At 70.6% G+C, this 15,972-nt stretch carries 14 protein-coding genes; 4 read left to right on the forward strand and 10 right to left on the reverse strand.

The features are described from left to right. Positions 1-64: 64 nt before the first annotated feature. From C8E99_RS06415 to C8E99_RS06460, 10 genes are all read right to left on the reverse strand, one after another. Positions 65-1,180: a uroporphyrinogen decarboxylase/cobalamine-independent methonine synthase family protein gene (locus C8E99_RS06415; protein ID WP_115931591.1), complete on the reverse strand. Its 1,116-nt coding sequence runs from the start codon at positions 1,178-1,180 to the stop codon at positions 65-67. A gap of 50 nt (positions 1,181-1,230) precedes the next feature. Then, on the reverse strand, positions 1,231-1,608 hold the full coding sequence (locus C8E99_RS06420) for a chorismate mutase (protein ID WP_115931592.1): 378 nt from the start codon (positions 1,606-1,608) through the stop codon (positions 1,231-1,233). A 4-nt stretch (positions 1,609-1,612) separates the two neighbouring features. After that, positions 1,613-3,346 (reverse strand): dipeptide ABC transporter ATP-binding protein, encoded by a 1,734-nt coding sequence (locus tag C8E99_RS06425; protein WP_115931593.1) that lies wholly within the window; start codon positions 3,344-3,346, stop codon positions 1,613-1,615. After that, positions 3,343-4,401 (reverse strand): ABC transporter permease, encoded by a 1,059-nt coding sequence (locus C8E99_RS06430; protein WP_245952117.1) that lies wholly within the window; start codon positions 4,399-4,401, stop codon positions 3,343-3,345. The genes C8E99_RS06425 and C8E99_RS06430 overlap by 4 nt, the downstream gene beginning before the upstream one ends. A 1-nt stretch (position 4,402) precedes the next feature. After that, the gene (locus C8E99_RS06435; protein WP_425452919.1) at positions 4,403-5,482 is read right to left on the reverse strand and encodes an ABC transporter permease; all 1,080 of its coding nucleotides are present in this window, start codon (positions 5,480-5,482) and stop codon (positions 4,403-4,405) included. 54 nt (positions 5,483-5,536) lie between these two features. Continuing rightward, positions 5,537-7,189, reverse strand: a complete 1,653-nt coding sequence (locus C8E99_RS06440) for an ABC transporter substrate-binding protein (protein ID WP_115931594.1) — start codon at positions 7,187-7,189, stop codon at positions 5,537-5,539. A gap of 189 nt (positions 7,190-7,378) precedes the next feature. Further along, complete coding sequence (gene mnmA / locus C8E99_RS06445; RefSeq protein ID WP_115931595.1) at positions 7,379-8,581, reverse strand: tRNA 2-thiouridine(34) synthase MnmA; 1,203 nt, start codon at positions 8,579-8,581, stop codon at positions 7,379-7,381. Between the two features lie 47 nt (positions 8,582-8,628). Then, positions 8,629-9,909 (reverse strand): cysteine desulfurase family protein, encoded by a 1,281-nt coding sequence (locus tag C8E99_RS06450; RefSeq protein ID WP_115931596.1) that lies wholly within the window; start codon positions 9,907-9,909, stop codon positions 8,629-8,631. A 17-nt stretch (positions 9,910-9,926) separates the two neighbouring features. Further along, positions 9,927-11,045 carry a diacylglycerol/lipid kinase family protein gene (locus C8E99_RS06455; RefSeq protein ID WP_115931597.1) on the reverse strand — a complete coding sequence of 373 codons (1,119 nt, stop codon included), beginning with the start codon at positions 11,043-11,045 and terminating at the stop codon, positions 9,927-9,929. After that, complete coding sequence (locus C8E99_RS06460; protein ID WP_115931598.1) at positions 11,042-12,094, reverse strand: hypothetical protein; 1,053 nt, start codon at positions 12,092-12,094, stop codon at positions 11,042-11,044. The genes C8E99_RS06455 and C8E99_RS06460 overlap by 4 nt, the downstream gene beginning before the upstream one ends. Before the next feature lie 243 nt (positions 12,095-12,337). Between C8E99_RS06460 and folP the strand changes: the two genes are divergently transcribed. The 4 genes from folP (at position 12,338) to C8E99_RS06480 (ending at position 15,880) form a co-directional block, all read left to right on the forward strand. Next, positions 12,338-13,339: a dihydropteroate synthase gene (gene folP, locus C8E99_RS06465; RefSeq protein WP_115931599.1), complete on the forward strand. Its 1,002-nt coding sequence runs from the start codon at positions 12,338-12,340 to the stop codon at positions 13,337-13,339. Beyond that, positions 13,336-14,133 (forward strand): pyrimidine reductase family protein, encoded by a 798-nt coding sequence (locus C8E99_RS06470; RefSeq protein ID WP_115931600.1) that lies wholly within the window; start codon positions 13,336-13,338, stop codon positions 14,131-14,133. Before folP ends, C8E99_RS06470 begins: the two co-directional genes overlap by 4 nt. Beyond that, positions 14,130-15,221, forward strand: coding sequence for a DnaJ domain-containing protein (locus C8E99_RS06475; protein WP_115931601.1), 1,092 nt, complete (start codon positions 14,130-14,132; stop codon positions 15,219-15,221). Before C8E99_RS06470 ends, C8E99_RS06475 begins: the two co-directional genes overlap by 4 nt. A 158-nt stretch (positions 15,222-15,379) precedes the next feature. Beyond that, positions 15,380-15,880 (forward strand): tRNA (cytidine(34)-2'-O)-methyltransferase, encoded by a 501-nt coding sequence (locus tag C8E99_RS06480; RefSeq protein WP_115933276.1) that lies wholly within the window; start codon positions 15,380-15,382, stop codon positions 15,878-15,880. Positions 15,881-15,972: the final 92 nt, after the last annotated feature.

The following is a 15,972-nucleotide window of genomic DNA, read 5'->3' on the forward strand; positions in this document are numbered from 1 at the left end:
CATTCGGCCCACGACCCACCCCAACTCGACTGAAAGTGAGGGGGGGGGCGTGGGCGTGGGCTAGCTACCCCAGGCCGCCGTCCTGGCGGATCCGGTCGAGTTCCTCCGCCGTGGCCACGGCGGAGGCCAGTGCCTGGTTGGCCCTGAGGTGGGAGGCAGCGGACTGATCCGGTGCGGCCAGGACCAGCCGCCCCAGTAGTTCCGGGTCCAGTCCGATCCGCTCCCAGGTCTGAGCGATCGTGACCCCGATGCCCCGATACGGGTTTCCGTTGCCGGCTGCGGGATCGGCGGGCGTCACGGCCTTCGCCAACGGCGATTCCTGTGCCGCCTGCGCGGATGGGAGGCGGAACACGATGTCCCGGCTTGCCTCGGTCCAGCCCGCGACGATGTCCCAGCGCGAACTGTCCGAGCCCGCGCCCTCGAGGGGAACCAGGGGAAGAGCCAGGGCGACCGTCCTCTGCTCCTCAGCCTGGCCAGTCCCGGAACGGCTCGCCTGCGCGGAATGCGGCAGCGCTTCCGAGGCCAGCAACGCCAGGTCCGTCCAGGTCCACTCCTCCCCGGCGCCCGCGCGACCGGGAGCCAGGACGATCCCGGTGGCGCCGGCGTCGAGCACGGCCTGTGCGAGCAGGGTCCAGGCCTCCCGGACCTCGGAGCGGGGAAGGGAGCGGACGGTGCGATAGCCGCTGGCGGTGGGCAGCGCACCGGAGAGGACGGCGGCGGCGCGGGGCTCATCCAGCACCACGGTCAACCGTTCGGCACCCGTCTGTGACCGGATCGCCCGGACGTGTGCGGCGAGGCCGGCAGCCAACGACTGGGCCACATCCCGGCGAGCCCCATGGTCTGAGAGGGAGCGTTCGCCTCCGGGTAGCCACAGCTCGGCGGACAGCGACATCGGACCGGTGACCCGGACGAGCAGGTCCTCCACGTCGATACCGGACTCCCCTGCGACGTCCGTCAAGGCGTGGCGATCCGTGGTCAAGGCCGAAACCGCCCGGCGGTGGTCCATCCCGGGTTCCGGTACGAGCCTCCAGCCGTGGGGTTGCAGGTCGACGGCGAGCTCCTCCAGAAGCCCGGCGGTCCGGCCGATGGCATCGGATCCGGGACCCCGGGCGGGCAGCTCGGGCAGCACCGGCAGGTGCGGGGCGCCCAGGGCGTTGAGCAGGTCACGGGACGCGGACACCGGGTCCATCCCCGGCCAGGCCCCGAGCAGAGTGGCGCGAACGGCAGGCATCAGGCGCGGTCGGCGGCGATGGCGCGGTGGTGCTGGATGACCTCGGAGACGATGAAGTTCAGGAACTTCTCGGCGAACGCGGGGTCCAGCTCGGCGTCCTCGGCCAGGGTGCGCAGGCGCTTGATCTGCGCAGCCTCACGGCCCGGGTCCGAGGGCGGCAAAGAGTGTTCGGCCTTGAGCCGGCCGACCCGCTGGGTGCACTTGAAGCGTTCAGCCAGCAGGTAGACCAAGGTGGCATCGAAGTTGTCGATGCTGCCGCGGATCGCATACAGCTCCTCCATCACCGCCGGATCGGCCTCGCCCTGGAGTGATGAGGCGTGCGGGTCGTATCCGGAGGCCGGGTTCTGGCCGGTCTCGGCGGCCGGGTCATCAATCATCCCCCTAGCCTACGGTCGTGCGGCGCTCATTCCGGCGACGTGACTGCTCCTCCGGGTCCGGCACGGGCAGGGAGGCCACCAACCGGCGGGTGTAGTCGTGCCGCGGGCTGCCCATCACCTGAGAGCCGATGCCCTCCTCCACCAGATCCCCCCGGTAGAGGACGCCCACCCAACTGGCGAGGTGGTCCACCACGGCCAGGTCGTGGCTGATGAACAGGCACGCGAAGCCGAAGCGCTGCTGGACCTCGCGGAACAGGTCGAGCACCTTGGCCTGCACGGAGACGTCCAGGGCCGACGTCGGCTCGTCCGCTACCAGCAGCGTGGGGTCCAGTGCCAGCGCGCGCGCCAGCGAGGCCCGCTGCCGCTGGCCTCCGGAGAGCTCGTGCGGATAGCGCCGGGCATAGTCGGACGGCAGTTGGACCGCGTCCAGCAGTTCGGCGACCGTGCGGTCGGTATCTGCTCCGGCGCCGCCACCGCCGCGGGCCCCGGGGTGGACCAGGAGGGGCTCGGCGACGCACTCGCCGATCGTCAGGTGCGGGTTGAAGGAGGCGGCCGGGTCCTGGAACACGAACCCGATGTCCCGGCGGAGCGGCTTGAACGACTTCTCCTTGAACCCCACCATCTCGTGCCCGAAGACCGTCAGTGAGCCGCCCGTGGCCGGAGTGAGCCCGGCGATGGCGCGGCCGATCGTGGTCTTGCCGGATCCGGACTCGCCCACGAGCCCGTAGACCTCGCCGGCGTGGATGTCGAAGTCCACCCCCTTGACGGCACGGAATGGCTGTTGCCCCATCCGCCCCGCGAACTCGATCTCGAGGCCACGGGCGGTGACCACGGGCGTGGCCTCACGGTGGCGCCGCTCGGTGTCCCCGGCGGAGGCGGAGTTCCGCCCGAGATGTGGCACGGCGTCCAGCAGGGCCCGGGTGTAGTCCTCGCGCGGCTCCGCGAACAGCTGGGACACGGGGGCCTGCTCCACGACCTCACCGCGGTACATCACCACCACGCGGTCGGCGAGATCGGCCACCACCCCCATGTTGTGGGTGATCAGCATGATGGACACGCCCCGGGAATCCCGCAGCTCCCGCAGCAGGTCCAGGATCTCGGCCTGGACGGTGACGTCCAGGGCCGTGGTTGGTTCATCGGCCACGAGGAGTCCGGGTTCCAGGGCCAGGGCCGCGGCGATGACCACGCGTTGCTTCTGACCGCCGGAGAACTGGTGCGGGTAGTAGTCCACCCGGTGCTCGGGATCCGGGATGCCGACCGCACGCAGGGCCTCGATGGCGCGGCGCCTGGCCTCCTTCTTGCCGAGGTTGGACTTCTGACCGGACGCGGTGTTCGCCCGACGATGGGCTCGCAGGCCCTCCATGATCTGCCAGCCCACCGTGTAGACCGGGTTCAGGGCGGTGGAGGGCTCCTGGAAGATCATCGCCGCAGCGCTGCCGCGCAGCCTGCGCAGCTCGGAGCCGGAGAGCGAGAGGACGTTCTGCCCGGACACCACCACCGCACCGGTGGCCAGCGCGGTCTCGGGGAGAAGCCCCAGCACCGTCTTGGCGGTGACGGTCTTGCCGGAACCGGACTCGCCCACGACGGCGACCACCTCCCCCGGCGCGACGGAGAAGTCGGCCGTCCGCACGGCGCGCACGTCACCGCCGTCGGTCGCGAAGGTCACCGAGAGGTCCCGGACCTCCAGGACGGGGGCTGCCGGACCGGGGCGGTGTGCGCTGTCGATCTGTTCGGTCACGGGGAGACCTCCGGGTCGGTCCGGGCGGTGCCGGCTGGGGTGATGCGAGTCGGGGTGGAGCCGGTGAACGCGGCGGCGGTAGTGGTGGCAGGAGCGACGGTGGCGGATGCAGCGGTCGCGCGCCTGCTGCGAGACCGTGAGCGGGTGCGCAGGCGTGGATCGTTCAAGTCGTTCATCGATTCGCCCACGAGTGTCAGCCCGAGGACCGTGAGCACGATCGCCATGCCCGGAAACAGGCCGGTCCACCAGATGCCGCTGGTGACGTCGGACAGCGCCCGGTTGAGGTCATAGCCCCACTCGGCGGCAGCCGTGGGCTGGATGCCGAAGCCCAGGAAGCCCAGCCCGGCGAGGGTGAGGATGGCCTCCGAGGCGTTCAGGGTGAAGATCAGCGGCAGGGACCGGGTGGCGTTGCGCAGGATGTGCCGGGTCATGATGCGCCATGGCGGGGTGCCGACCACCTGGGCCGATTCCACGAAGGGTTCGGCCTTGAGGCGGATCGTCTCGGCGCGGATCACGCGGAAGTACTGCGGGATGAACACCACGGTGATGGACAGGGCCGCCGCCATGATGCCGCCCCACAGGCTCGACTGGCCCTGGCTGATGACGATCGACATGACGATGGCCAGCAGGAGGGACGGGAACGCGTAGATGGCATCGGCGATGACCACGAGCACGCGGTCCACCCAGCCGCCGAGGTAACCGGAGAGCAGGCCCAACAGCACGCCGATGATCAGGGACATCACCACCGCGACGACGATCACGGCCACGGCGGTCTGCGCACCCCACAGGGTGCGGGAGAGCACGTCGAAGCCGCCGACCGTGGTGCCCCAGGGGTGCTCCGCCGAGGGGGCGCCCTGGGTGGGGAAGGCACCGCCGCCGTCGGGATAGGACATCTGTGCGTAGCCGTAGGGGGCGAGCACCGGGGCGAGCGCCGCGGCGAGCAGGAAGATCGCTGTCAGGACGAGCCCGGCGATGAGCATGCCGCGCTGGAGTCCGGCCGACTGGCCCAGGTGGGAGACGACCGGCAGTTTGCGGACCGTGGTGGCCAGGGACACGTCAGTACCTCACCCTCGGGTCGATGAGGGCGGCGACGATGTCCACGAGGAAATTCGTCACGGCGACGATCACGGCCAGTATGACCACGATCCCCTGCACGGCTACGAAGTCACGCGCAGCCAGGTACTCGGCCAACTGGAATCCCAGTCCCTTCCATTCAAAGGTGGTCTCGGTCAGTACGGCCCCGCCCATCATCATGGCGATCTGCATCCCCATCACGGTGATGATGGGGATCAGCGCGGGCCGGAAGGCGTGGCGGGTGGTCAGCCGGTACTCGCTGACGCCGCGGGACCGGCCGGCCTCCACGAACTCACGTCCGAGGGTTCCGATCATGTTGGTGCGGACCAGGCGCAGGAACACGCCGCCGGTCAGCAACCCCAGGGCCAGGGCCGGCAGGGCAGCGTGTTCAAGCACGTCACCGAGGGCGGCCATGTTCCCGGAGCGCAGCGCGTCCAGGAAGTAGATTCCCGTGGGTGCCTGCAGTCCGTCCAGGGCCAACTGGTTGCTGATGGTCAGCCGCCCGTTGGTGGGAAGCCAGTCCAGCCACACGCTGAAGACGAGCTTGAGCAGCAGGCCGGCGAAGAACACCGGGGTGGCGTAGAACAGGATCGCCGCGATGCGCAGGAACGCATCCGGCCAGCGGTCGCGGAACTTGGCGGCCACCATCCCCAGGGGGATGCCGACCACGAGCGCGACGATCACGGAGAAGAACACGAGTTCGAGGGTGGCCGCACCGTAAGTGGCCAGCACCTCGGTGACGGGGCGGTTGTCCGAGAGGGTCGTCCCGAAATTGCCCGTGAGCAACTGGCCGAGGTACTCGACGTACTGCACCGGCAGGGGCCGGTCATAGCCGGCGGCGGCGATCCGCTCGGCGAGCTGGGCCGGTGTCAGGCGCCCACCCATGGCCGCGGTGATCGGGTCGCCGGTCACCCGCATCAAGAAGAACACCATGGTCACGAGGATGAACACGGTGGGGATGATGAGCAGGAACCGGATCAGGATATAGCGGCCCAGCCCGCCCAGACCCTTCTTCCGGGTCGGGGCGGACGGAGCGGTTCCCTCGTCTCCTGGCAGCACCACCGGTTCGTCGCCTGCCGGCGTCCCCGGCAGGTCAGCGGTTACGGTCACGGTGGACTAGCCCTCCTTGGACACGGCTCCCAGACGGAACTTGAACGAGGCGTCCAGGGTGTCCTCCACGCCGGCGACGTCAGGACTGGACACGGCCACCTGGGCACCCTGCAGCAGCGGCAGCGTGGACAGTTCCTCACCGACGATGTCCTGGATCTGCCCGAGCTTCTCGCTGCGCTCGGCCTCGTCCGGGGTGACCCGCTGCTCGGCGATCAGCTGGTCGACCTCTTCGTTGACGTAGCCGTTGGAGAGGAAGTTCTCGATCGCGAAGAACGGGGACAGGTAGTTGTCCGCATCCGAGTAGTCCGGGTACCAGCCCAGCTGGTACACGGGGTAGGAGTCGATGCGGTCCTGCTGGTAGGTCACCCATTCCGTGGACTGCAGGTTCACCGTGAAGAGGTCGTTGGCCTCGAGGTGCTGCTTCACCAGGGCGTACTCCTCACCGGAGGACGGGCCGTAGTGGTCCGGGTTGTACTGCAGGTTCAGAGCCACGGGGGTCTCGACGCCGGCCGCCTCCAGCCGCTCGGCGGCGCGGTCCTGGTCCGGACCTCCCTCGCCGTCTCCGTACTTCTCCTTGAGCGGTTCGGTGGCGCCCTCGAATTCCTTCGGGATGAAACCGTAGGCCGGGGTGTAGGTGCCCTTGTAGACCTGTTCGGACAGGGCCTCCCGGTCCAGCAGATCGGCCATCGCCTGGCGGACGGCCAACGACTTCTCCTCATCCGCCTCGTCGGTCTCTGCACCGAAGGGCATGATGTTGAAGTTGAAGACCATGTACCGCAGCTCGCCGCCGGGGCCCTCGTGCACCACCACGTTGTCGTCCCCGGACAGGTCCTCGACGTCGGTCGGCGTCAGGGCGCGGGCGGCCACGTCGATGTTGCCCTGCTGGATGTCCAGCTTCAGGTTGTTCGAGTCGGCGTAGTACTTGATGGAGGCCTGCGAGTTCTTCGGCGCCCCCAGCAAACCCTGGTAGCCGTCGAACGGCACCAGGTTCACGAGCTGGTTCTTCTCATAGGAATCGATCGAGTACTGCCCGTGGAAGGCTTCTGCCGCGACGATGTCCTCGTCCGGGAGTAACTCGTCCGCGGGGAAGGTCTCGTCATCCACGATCGGGCCTACGGGCGAGGACAGGACCTGCGGGAAGGTCTGGTCGTCGCCTTCCTTGAGGGTGAAGACCACGGTGGTCGTGTCCGGGGCCTCGACGGACTCCAGGTTGCCCAGCAGGGAGGACGGCCCGTTGGGATCGGCGATCTCCAGCTGACGATCGAAGGTGTGCTTAACGTCGGCGGAGTCCAGGGTGTTCCCGTTCGCCCAGGTCAGGCCCTCCGGAAGCGTCACCGTGTACTCGTTCGGGGAGGTGAACTCGGCGGTCTCGGCGAGGTCCGGTTCGACCTCGGCGGAGCCCGGGGCGGAGTTCAGCAACAGGGGGTAGACCTGGTTCATCAGCATGAATGAGCCGTTGTCATAGGAGCCGGCCGGGTCGATGCTGGTGACCTTGTCCGTGGTGCCGTAGACGATCGGCGCGCTGCTGGCGCCGCCTTCGCCGGAACCACCCTCACTGTCTTCGCCGCTCGGGGCTGGCCCGGTGCAGGCGGTGAGGGCCAGGGCGGCGACCCCGCCCAGGGCGATGGCCGCGCTCAGGCGGCGTCGGATAGTGGCCATGACGGTGTCCTCCTCAGGGTCGGTGGACACCGGGGACGGCGCCACCGACCCGGGTGCGAATGCGGGTGCGAGTGAAGGTGATCCTGGTCACTATGACCAGGATCACATCAGACTGTACGCCGCGATCCGGCGAATTCCGAACTCAAGTTACCGGCGAGTCGCATGCGCCGTACCGATGAGTAGATCCCGTCAGGCCACCCGGGCGGCGTTGAAGGCGGCGTCGATCGTGGACTGGCCCAGCACGCGCGTGCCCTGGTACAGCACGGCTGTCTGGCCGGGCGCGACCCCCGCGAGTGGTTCGAAGAGTTCGATGACCCAGGTGCCGGCGTCGTGGGTCTGAGACGCAGCGTCCAAAACCCCGTCACTGACTGGCCCGTCAGCAACCAGGCTGTCCGGCGCGGTGTCCGCACGCCCAGGGCGCTCCACCCGGGCGCGCGCGGGCACCGGGTCCCCGTGCGCCCGGACCTGCAGGTGACAGTCGAACCACTCACCGGTGGCCTCCTCTGCCAGCGGCGCCCCGGCCCAGGAGGGGCGGATGCCCGTGACACGATCCACGGCGAGCATCTCCTTGGACCCGACGACGACGGTGTTGTCCTTGGGTCGGACCTCGAGGACGAAGCGGGGCCGGCCGTCCGGGGCGGGACGGCCGATGCTCAGCCCCTTGCGCTGGCCCACGGTGAAGGCCTGCGCGCCGGGATGGGAGCCGAGGCGGTTGCCCTCCGTGTCCAGAATGTCTCCCTCGGTCATCTCGATGCGCTCGTTCAGCCACCCCCGGGTGTCCCCGTCCGGGATGAAGCAGATGTCATGGGAGTCCGGCTTGGCGGCCACGGACAGTCCGCGCTCGGCCGCCTCCGCTCGGACCAGGTCCTTGGACGGGGTCTCGGCGAGCGGGAACATGGAGTGCTCGAGCTGCTCAGCGGTCAGCACGCCGAGGACGTAGGACTGGTCCTTGGCCCAGTCGGCGGCGCGGTGCAGTTCGAGGCTGCCCGCCTCGTTGCGGAGGACGGTGGCGTAGTGCCCGGTGCACACGGCGTCGAAGCCCAGGGCGAGTGCCTTCTCCAACAGGGCGGCGAACTTGATCCGCTCATTGCAGCGCATGCACGGGTTCGGGGTGCGGCCCGCGGCGTACTCGGCCACGAAGTCGTCCACCACGTCCTCCTTGAACCGCTCGGAGAAGTCCCACGTGTAGAACGGGATGCCGAGCTTCTCGCAGGCGCGCCAGGCATCGCTGGAGTCCTCGATGGTGCAGCAGCCACGGGAGCCGGTCCGCAGGGTCCCGGGCATGCGGGACAGTGCGAGGTGCACCCCGACCACCTCGTGGCCGGCGTCCACGGCGCGGGCGGCGGCAACGGCGGAGTCGACTCCCCCGCTCATGGCGGCGAGGACCTTCATGTTCGTGGTTTCCCTTCGGTGTACTGCGGTTTCTACTGTGTTTCCCGTCAGCGCTGGCTGTTCGCGGTCTTGATCCTGGAGTCATGTCCGGACAGGCCGGCACGCAGGGCCGAGGCGTGGACGTCCGGCAACACGGACAACACCTGCTCAACGTCGGCGGGCCCGGATGTATGCCCGAGGCTGAATCGCTGCACGCACCGAGCCAGCTCCTCCTCGATGCCCAGCGCGATCAGCACGTGCGAGGGGCGGGGCACACCGGCTGAACAGGCCGAACCGGTGGAGGCCTCCACGCCGACCATGTCCAAGCCGAACAGGATGGAATCACCCTCGCAACCCGGGAAGACGAAGTGGACGTTGCCCGGCAGACGGCGGGTGCCTGCTGGCAGCCTCTCCCCGGTGAGGGGGTCGAGGTCCTCCGCGCCCGTCAGCCGCGCCTCGGGCACCAGCTCGCGGATCCCCTTGATCAACTGTTCCCGCAGGCCACCGACGCGCTCCCGCTCGGCAGACAGGTGGGCATGGGCCTCGGTGGCAGCGGCGGCGAAGGCCTCGATGAGGGCGGCCGGGATGGTCCCGGAGCGGATGTCACGCTCCTGGCCACCGCCGTGGAGTACCGGAGTGAGAGCGGCATCCCGCCGCACCAGCAGGGCCCCGACGCCGACCGGCGCGCCGATCTTGTGACCGGTCACCGCCATCGTGGTGGCGCCGGAGGCCTGGAAGTCGAGGGGCACGGCCCCGAAGGCCTGGACGGCGTCGGTGTGGAAGGGCACCCCGTGATCCGCCGCCAGGGCGGCCGCCGCGGCGATCGGCTGGATGGTGCCGATCTCATTGTTGGCCCACATCAGCGTGGCCACGGCGATGGTCTCGGGGTCCCGGGCCAGTGCGGCCCGCCAAGCGTCCAGGTCCACCCGCCCGTCCGCGAGGACCGGGACGAAGTCCAGCCGGGCCCCCTCATGGGTCTCCAGCCACTTGGCCGCGTCCAGGACGGCGTGGTGCTCCAGTCCCGTGAGCACGATGCGATGACATTCCGGTGCTCCCGCCGCGCGGGCACGGTCCCGGCGTGCCCAGTACAGTCCCTTGAGCGCCAGGTTGTCCGACTCAGTGCCTCCGGAGGTGAAGATGATCTCGCTAGGGTGCGCGCCCAGGGTGGCCGCGAGCGCATCCCGTGCCGTCTCGACCCGGAGCTTGGCCCCGCGGCCGGACTGGTGCAGTGAGGATTGGTTCCCGAGCGTCCGGGCACTGGCCGTGAACGCCTCCAACGCCACCGGGCGGAGTGCTGTGGTGGCGGCGTGGTCAAGGTAGACGCGGGTCCGGGAGGCGGAAGTGGTCATGCCCTCCAGTGTAGGAGTCAGGGGCGACGACCATCATCCAGCAGGGTGAGCTGGCCTTGTTCCACGGTGATCGTGGCCGGCAACATCCCCAACGGCTCACCGTCCCCGTGCAGGACCGGACCAGCGCTCCGCCAGGACGGCGGCCCAGGCGGAACCGGATGCCCCACCGCGGTGACGCTCTCGATCCGCACCGAGCTCGCCTCCCGGATCTCCACCTCCGGCAGGTCCGTGTGGCGTCCAGCGAAGACCCTCGGGAAGACCCGCAGGAAACGCACCGGGCTCAGGGGCGTGACGCGGAAGACTTCCAGCACTCCGTCGTCGATCCGCGTCCCGGGGGTGACCTCCATACCGCCCCCGATGAACCGCCCGTTCATCACGGCCAGCAGGAACGTGGGACCGGTCAGGACCCGGTCGTTTTGCCCGGACCGGCCATCCGGCGCATCCGGCCCGTCCGGTCCATCGAGTCGGATCCTCAGGTCCACCGGCCGGAACCGCAGCAAATCCACCAGGACGGCAGCCACATACCGCAGGCCACCGCGGGGCCAGCGCATCCGGTTGGCGGTGGCGTTCACCGCGGCGTCGAAGGCCACGTTCACCCCGGAGACCACATACCGGCGCTCCCGCTCCGGCGGCGCACCTGCCACGGGGCCGTCGTCCACCGTCCCGGCGAAGTCCGGCCCCGCGGGCAACGCTGCCGGCAGCGGGGCCAGGTCCACCCGGGCCAGGTCGATGCGTCGCGGCGGCCGGTCCAGGCCAGAGAGGATCCGATCGACGGCGCCCGCCACTCCGGAGTCCGCCAGCCCCAGGGCCCGGGCCAGATCGTTCCCGGTCCCGGCGGGGACCAGGCCCACCGGCATCTCGGTACCCGCCAGCACGTTCGCCGTGGCATGCAGCATCCCGTCGCCGCCCACCACCACGACAGCGTCCGGTCCCGTCCCCGCGGTCCGTGCCAGTCGCGCGGCGAGGGCCTCGGAGTAGCGCCGGACGGGAGGCGTCCCGTCCTCGCCGGGCACCGCCAGGATCTCGACATCGGCCCCGCCACTGCGCAGGCGGGCCGCGGCCTCGGCCCCCGCGTCGGCACCCCGGCCGGCCCCGGAGGCGGGATTGATGCACAGCAGGAGGTGGTGACGGCTCATGCGCTGGGGTCCCGGTGGTTGACCGTGTCCGCGAACGCGGTGAGGTCTGTCTCCGGCCGCACCACGGCAGCCTCCAGTCCGGGGTGGGTGCAGATGGCCCGGATCAGCTCGGTGGAGCCGGCCACCAGGGTGGAGTCGACATCGATCTCGCTGGCCAGCGCCCAGGCCCGGTCCCGCGGCCAGGCGAGGTTCGGTGACTGCTCCTCCGTGGCCTCCGCCTCCGGCAACAGGGGGTGGGCGGCCCGCGCCCAGACGGGGTGACGCAGTCGGGTGCCGTCGTCGGACAGCAGCAGGTACTCCCGGAATCCGTCACCGACGTCCAGCAGCCCGGAGCCACGGCGAATGATGCGGGTGGTCCTCGGCCCGAAGGCCGGCGGCATCTGGACGGAGGACGCCTTCCCGCCGGTGGCCTCCAGCACGCCCGGGCCGAACATGACACTGCCGCCATCCATCCAGCCGCGGCCGGGCCACAGTCCCAGCACCAGGTGCTGCGGAGTCTCCGTGTGTTCTAGGAGCACCTCGGCCAGTGTCGCCATGGCCGGCGAGGGGAGGTGACCCTGTTCCGGCGGGCCGTACTCCAGTCGCGCCTCCCGCGTGGAGCGCACGGAGTCGTTCTCCTTCGCCTCCTCCAACCCCTTCCCCCGCGCCAGGTCCGCCCACTGCGCGCCAGCGTGGAACACGGTGCCGCGGTCCGCAGCGACGTGGCCCCAGGTCGTGGTGCCGTAGGCGTGGAGCGTGCGGTCCGCGGACGAGGGCGCATCACGGAAGTCCGCGTGCTCCTCCTGCACCAGGCCGAACTCGCGCAGCCGCGCGGCCGCGTCCTCGTCCCAATCCCGGTGGTGCCACGGCACCGGGTGGAAGATCCGCGCGATGGCCTCGTACGGCGCCGGGTTCCCCACCGGGACGATCGTGGCGACGTGCCCGTTCCAGGACTCGACGCCGAGACCCGCGGTCCCGGCCTTCAGCATGGCGGCCACCCAGGCGCCCTCGGACGGATCGAGGACGGCGGGTTCGGGCGCATCGGGCCGGGGGCGGGGTCTGCGGCGCATGGTCCTTATCGTGCCACCTCGGTTCCGGCCTCTGGGCCTGGCATGACGGCCGGTTTCCCGGCGCGCCACCGGTATCCTGCCAGAATGGCACGGACGGTACTCTGCACCGAGCCACGCCGGCCCGCACTGGCCCGCACTGGCCCGCAGCGAATCGACACCAGCAGAAGCACGCCGAAGCCCACTTAAGCCCAGCCAAGCCCACGGAAACACACCCCCCACCAGCCACTGAGGAGCACGCCGCCGATGCCCATGGTCGAGCCGGAGTTCAGACACCCGGTCCAGCGCTTCGCGCACCGCACCGTGGACTTTCGCTCGCGCATCCTGCTCATGGCCGTGGTCAACCGCACGCCGGACTCCTTCTACGACGACGGCGCGACCTTCGCCCTGGACGCCGCGGTGCGTGCCGCCCGGCAGGCGGCCGAGGACGGCGCGGACTGGGTCGACGTCGGCGGGGTCCCCTTCTCCCCCGGACCGGAGCTGCCCCCGGCCGAAGAAGCCGAGCGCGTGGTGCCGGTGATCGCCGCCCTGCGGTCCGGCGGCGGTCCCGCCGCCACCGCGATCCTCTCCGCGGACACCTTCCAGCCCCTGGTGGCCGAGCGTGCCATCGCGGCCGGGGCCGACGTCGTCAATGACACCACCGGGATGTTCCACCACGATCTCGGCCGGGTGGTGGCCACCGGCGGCGCCCACCTGGTGATCACCCACTCCCTCGCCACGCCACGCACCCCGGTGCCGTCGCCGCGCTACGACGATGTGGTGACCGAGATCCGCGAGTACCTGCTGCGGCGGATCGATCTGGCCGTCTCCCTCGGGGTCCCGGAGGAGAAGATCATCGTGGACCCGGGACACGACCTGAACAAGAACACACGGCACTCCCTGGAGATCACCCGGCGCTTCGATGCCTTCACCACCCTCGGATTCCCCGCCCTGGCGGCGGTGTCCAACAAGGACTTCATCGGCGAGACCCTGGACCAGCACAAATCGGCCCGGCTGGCCGGGTCCCTGGCGGCGGCCCAGATGTGCGTCCTGAACGGTGCCCGCGTGCTGCGCATGCACCAGGTGGGGCCGTCGGTCTCGGCGATCCGGATGACCGAGGCCATCATGGGCTGGCGCGAACCGCACCGACTGGAGCACAACATGCACGGGCTCAACCGGGATGCCGACCGCTCGGCGGGACCCGGGGATGCCGCCCACTGGGACGGCCACGAGCCGGCCTCCCCCGTGACCGAAGGAGTCAACCCATGAGAGCACTCGTCCACCCCTACCCCTCGGGACTGGCCAGTCCGACCCTCACCGCGGACCTGACCGACGACGACCTGGTGGCCTTCTACGCCCCTCCCGGCCCGGATCAGCGCCGCGGGGACCTCTCGCGGGACGGACTGTGGGTGCGCTTCAACTTCGTGTCCTCCGCGGACGGCGCGGCCACCGTCCGCGGGCGCTCCGACGGTCTCGGAACTCCGGCCGACCAGCGGCTCTTCGCCCTGCTCCGCCGCCCCGCGGACGTCATCCTCGTGGGTGCCGGGACCGTGCGCGCCGAGGGCTACGGCGGCGACCTGGTCTCCGCGGAGGATCGGGCCTGGCGCGAGTCCCGTGGGCTGCCCTCCCACCCTGCGGTCGCCCTGGTGTCCGGATCCCTCGACCTGGACCCGGAGAGCACCTTCTTCACCTCGCCACCGGTCCGGCCACTCGTCCTCACCACCACCGGGGCCGACGCCGGCCGGAGGGCCGCGCTCGGCGAGGTCGCCGACATCGTGGACTGCGGGACGCACCAGGCCGAACCGGCCCGGATCCGCGCCGTGCTGGCCGAACGCGGCCATCGGCTCGTGCACTCGGAGGGCGGGCCCACACTGCTCGGGGCCTTCACGGCCGCCGGGTTGGCCGACGAGCTGTGCCTGTCCCTCTCGCCGCTGCTCGCCGGTGGTGCGGGAGGCCGGATCATCGCAGGTGCGGACCTGGCCCGCCCCTCCCGAATGGACCTGGTGGGCATGCTCGAGGAGGACGGGGCGTTGTTCCTGCGGTACCGGGTGACGGCACCGTGACTCCCGCAGATTTCGGGGGCCGCTCGGCCTACGAGGTCCTCAGCGTCGCCTTCGACGCGGACACCGCCACCCTCAAGGCCGCCTGGCGGCGCGCGGCCCGCCGCACCCATCCGGACTACGGCGGGGACGCGGCCGAGTTCCGTCTGGTCAGCTACGCCTGGGAACTGGTCGGCACCCCTGAGTCCCGGCGCGAGTACGATCGCGGTTTCAGCGCCGGAGGCGGGTCGTCGCGGCCGGGCCGACAGGGCGGTCACAGCCGCCCAGACGGTCAGGGCGGTCAGGGCGGTCAAGGCCGGCAGGGGACTCCGCGCGGCCGGACCGGGTCCACTGTTCCACCGCGGTCCGGCGCGGGAGCGCGGACGGCCGGGCCGGCGTCGGGCCCCGCCTTCTCCACCCGGTCCGGGCGCGGCCGGTCCACGGGCCGGGGTGGTGGAGGAGACCGCAGCGGTGCCGGGACCATCACCTATGTGCCGCCGCTGGAGGACGAGATGGTGCTGGACCTGTCCCGCAGCTCCCAGCAGATCCACGGGGCACCCCGCAAGCGTGGCATCCTGCCGGCCGGCCATCGGCTCGTGCGCGAGGCACGCACCATCCGCACGCTGCAGAACCATGTGCTCGGATCGCTGCCGGCCAGCCGCCTCGTCACCGGCCTGCACCTGACCTTCGGACGGCTCAACTCAGGGGCCATCGACCACGTGGTGCTGTGCGGGGACCGACTGGCGGTGATCGGCTCGATGCAGGTCCCCGAAGGGGTCTACCGGTGGGACGGGGCGGAGATGTGGCGCGGCGACCGGCGCCTCTCACCGCCGTCCCTGGCCCCGGCGATGGTCGCCCTCCAGCGGGCCTTCCCAGACTGCAGCATCGGCGGGTTCATCCTGGTCCTCGGTCCGGACGAGAATCCGCACGCCCCCGTCATCCAGCTGGAGCGCACCCGCTCAGTGCTGGACTCGGACGCGGGATTCCTCACGGACCCGCCGGCCAACGCGCTGCAGTTCGGCCGCGACGTGAAGATGTTCCTCGGCACCGGCCCGTTGTCCGGCACCGTGGACCGCCGGCTCCTGGCCCGACTGCTCGGCGCGATGTACTGAGCCGTCGAGTCCCCGAAGGGACTGTTCCCAGCGCGGGGCCTGCTCCACCGGGGCCCGGCGCCCCGCGGTCGCATTACTATGGCCGGGTGCCTTCCGACTCCCCCGAACCCGTACTCCGCCGGGCCTCGACGCCCGACGCCGTTCCGACCAACCCGCACCTGGAGGCCCCGAGGGCACCGGCCCCCGGCACCCCGGGGTTCAGGATCCTCCTGCACTCCCCGGAGATTCCGGGCAACACCGGCAACGTGATCCGGCTGGCGGCCATCACCGGGGCAGAGCTGCATCTGGTGGAACCGGTCGGCTTCGACTTCTCCGACACCAAGCTCCGCCGCGCAGGCCTGGACTACCACGACCTCGCCGTGATGACCGTGCACCCGGACCTGGACACGGCGCTGGCGGCCCTGCTGCCGGCCCGGGTCTTCGCCTTCACGTCCGGTGGCGAGCGACTGTTCACGGACATCGACTACGCTCCCGGTGACGTCCTGATGTTCGGCCGCGAATCCACGGGCCTGCCGGCCGAGGTCCTGAGCGATCCTCGGGTCACCTCCCGCGTACGGCTGCCGATGCAGCCTTCCCGGCGGTCCTTGAACCTGGCCAACTCCGCCTCGATCGCGATCTACGAGGCCTGGCGCCAGCACGGCTTCGCGGGCTCCGCCTGAGCGACATAACAGCCTGATCGGTGAGCCAACCCCGCACAGTTGCCGTGCCGGCTGTCGCTGATCCCCGCTGATTTCCCCCTGATGCCAGCTGA

The organism is Citricoccus muralis (assembly GCF_003386075.1).
Taxonomy (GTDB): domain Bacteria; phylum Actinomycetota; class Actinomycetes; order Actinomycetales; family Micrococcaceae; genus Citricoccus; species Citricoccus muralis.

Coding starts and splice junctions, on each gene's coding strand:
- C8E99_RS06420 (WP_115931592.1), bottom strand. CDS start 1,608: ATGATTGATGACCCGGCCGCCGAGACCGGCCAGAACCCGGCCTCCGGA.
- C8E99_RS06440 (WP_115931594.1), bottom strand. CDS start 7,189: ATGGCCACTATCCGACGCCGCCTGAGCGCGGCCATCGCCCTGGGCGGG.
- mnmA (WP_115931595.1), bottom strand. CDS start 8,581: ATGAAGGTCCTCGCCGCCATGAGCGGGGGAGTCGACTCCGCCGTTGCC.
- C8E99_RS06450 (WP_115931596.1), bottom strand. CDS start 9,909: ATGACCACTTCCGCCTCCCGGACCCGCGTCTACCTTGACCACGCCGCC.
- C8E99_RS06455 (WP_115931597.1), bottom strand. CDS start 11,045: ATGAGCCGTCACCACCTCCTGCTGTGCATCAATCCCGCCTCCGGGGCC.
- C8E99_RS06460 (WP_115931598.1), bottom strand. CDS start 12,094: ATGCGCCGCAGACCCCGCCCCCGGCCCGATGCGCCCGAACCCGCCGTC.
- folP (WP_115931599.1), top strand. CDS start 12,338: ATGCCCATGGTCGAGCCGGAGTTCAGACACCCGGTCCAGCGCTTCGCG.
- C8E99_RS06470 (WP_115931600.1), top strand. CDS start 13,336: ATGAGAGCACTCGTCCACCCCTACCCCTCGGGACTGGCCAGTCCGACC.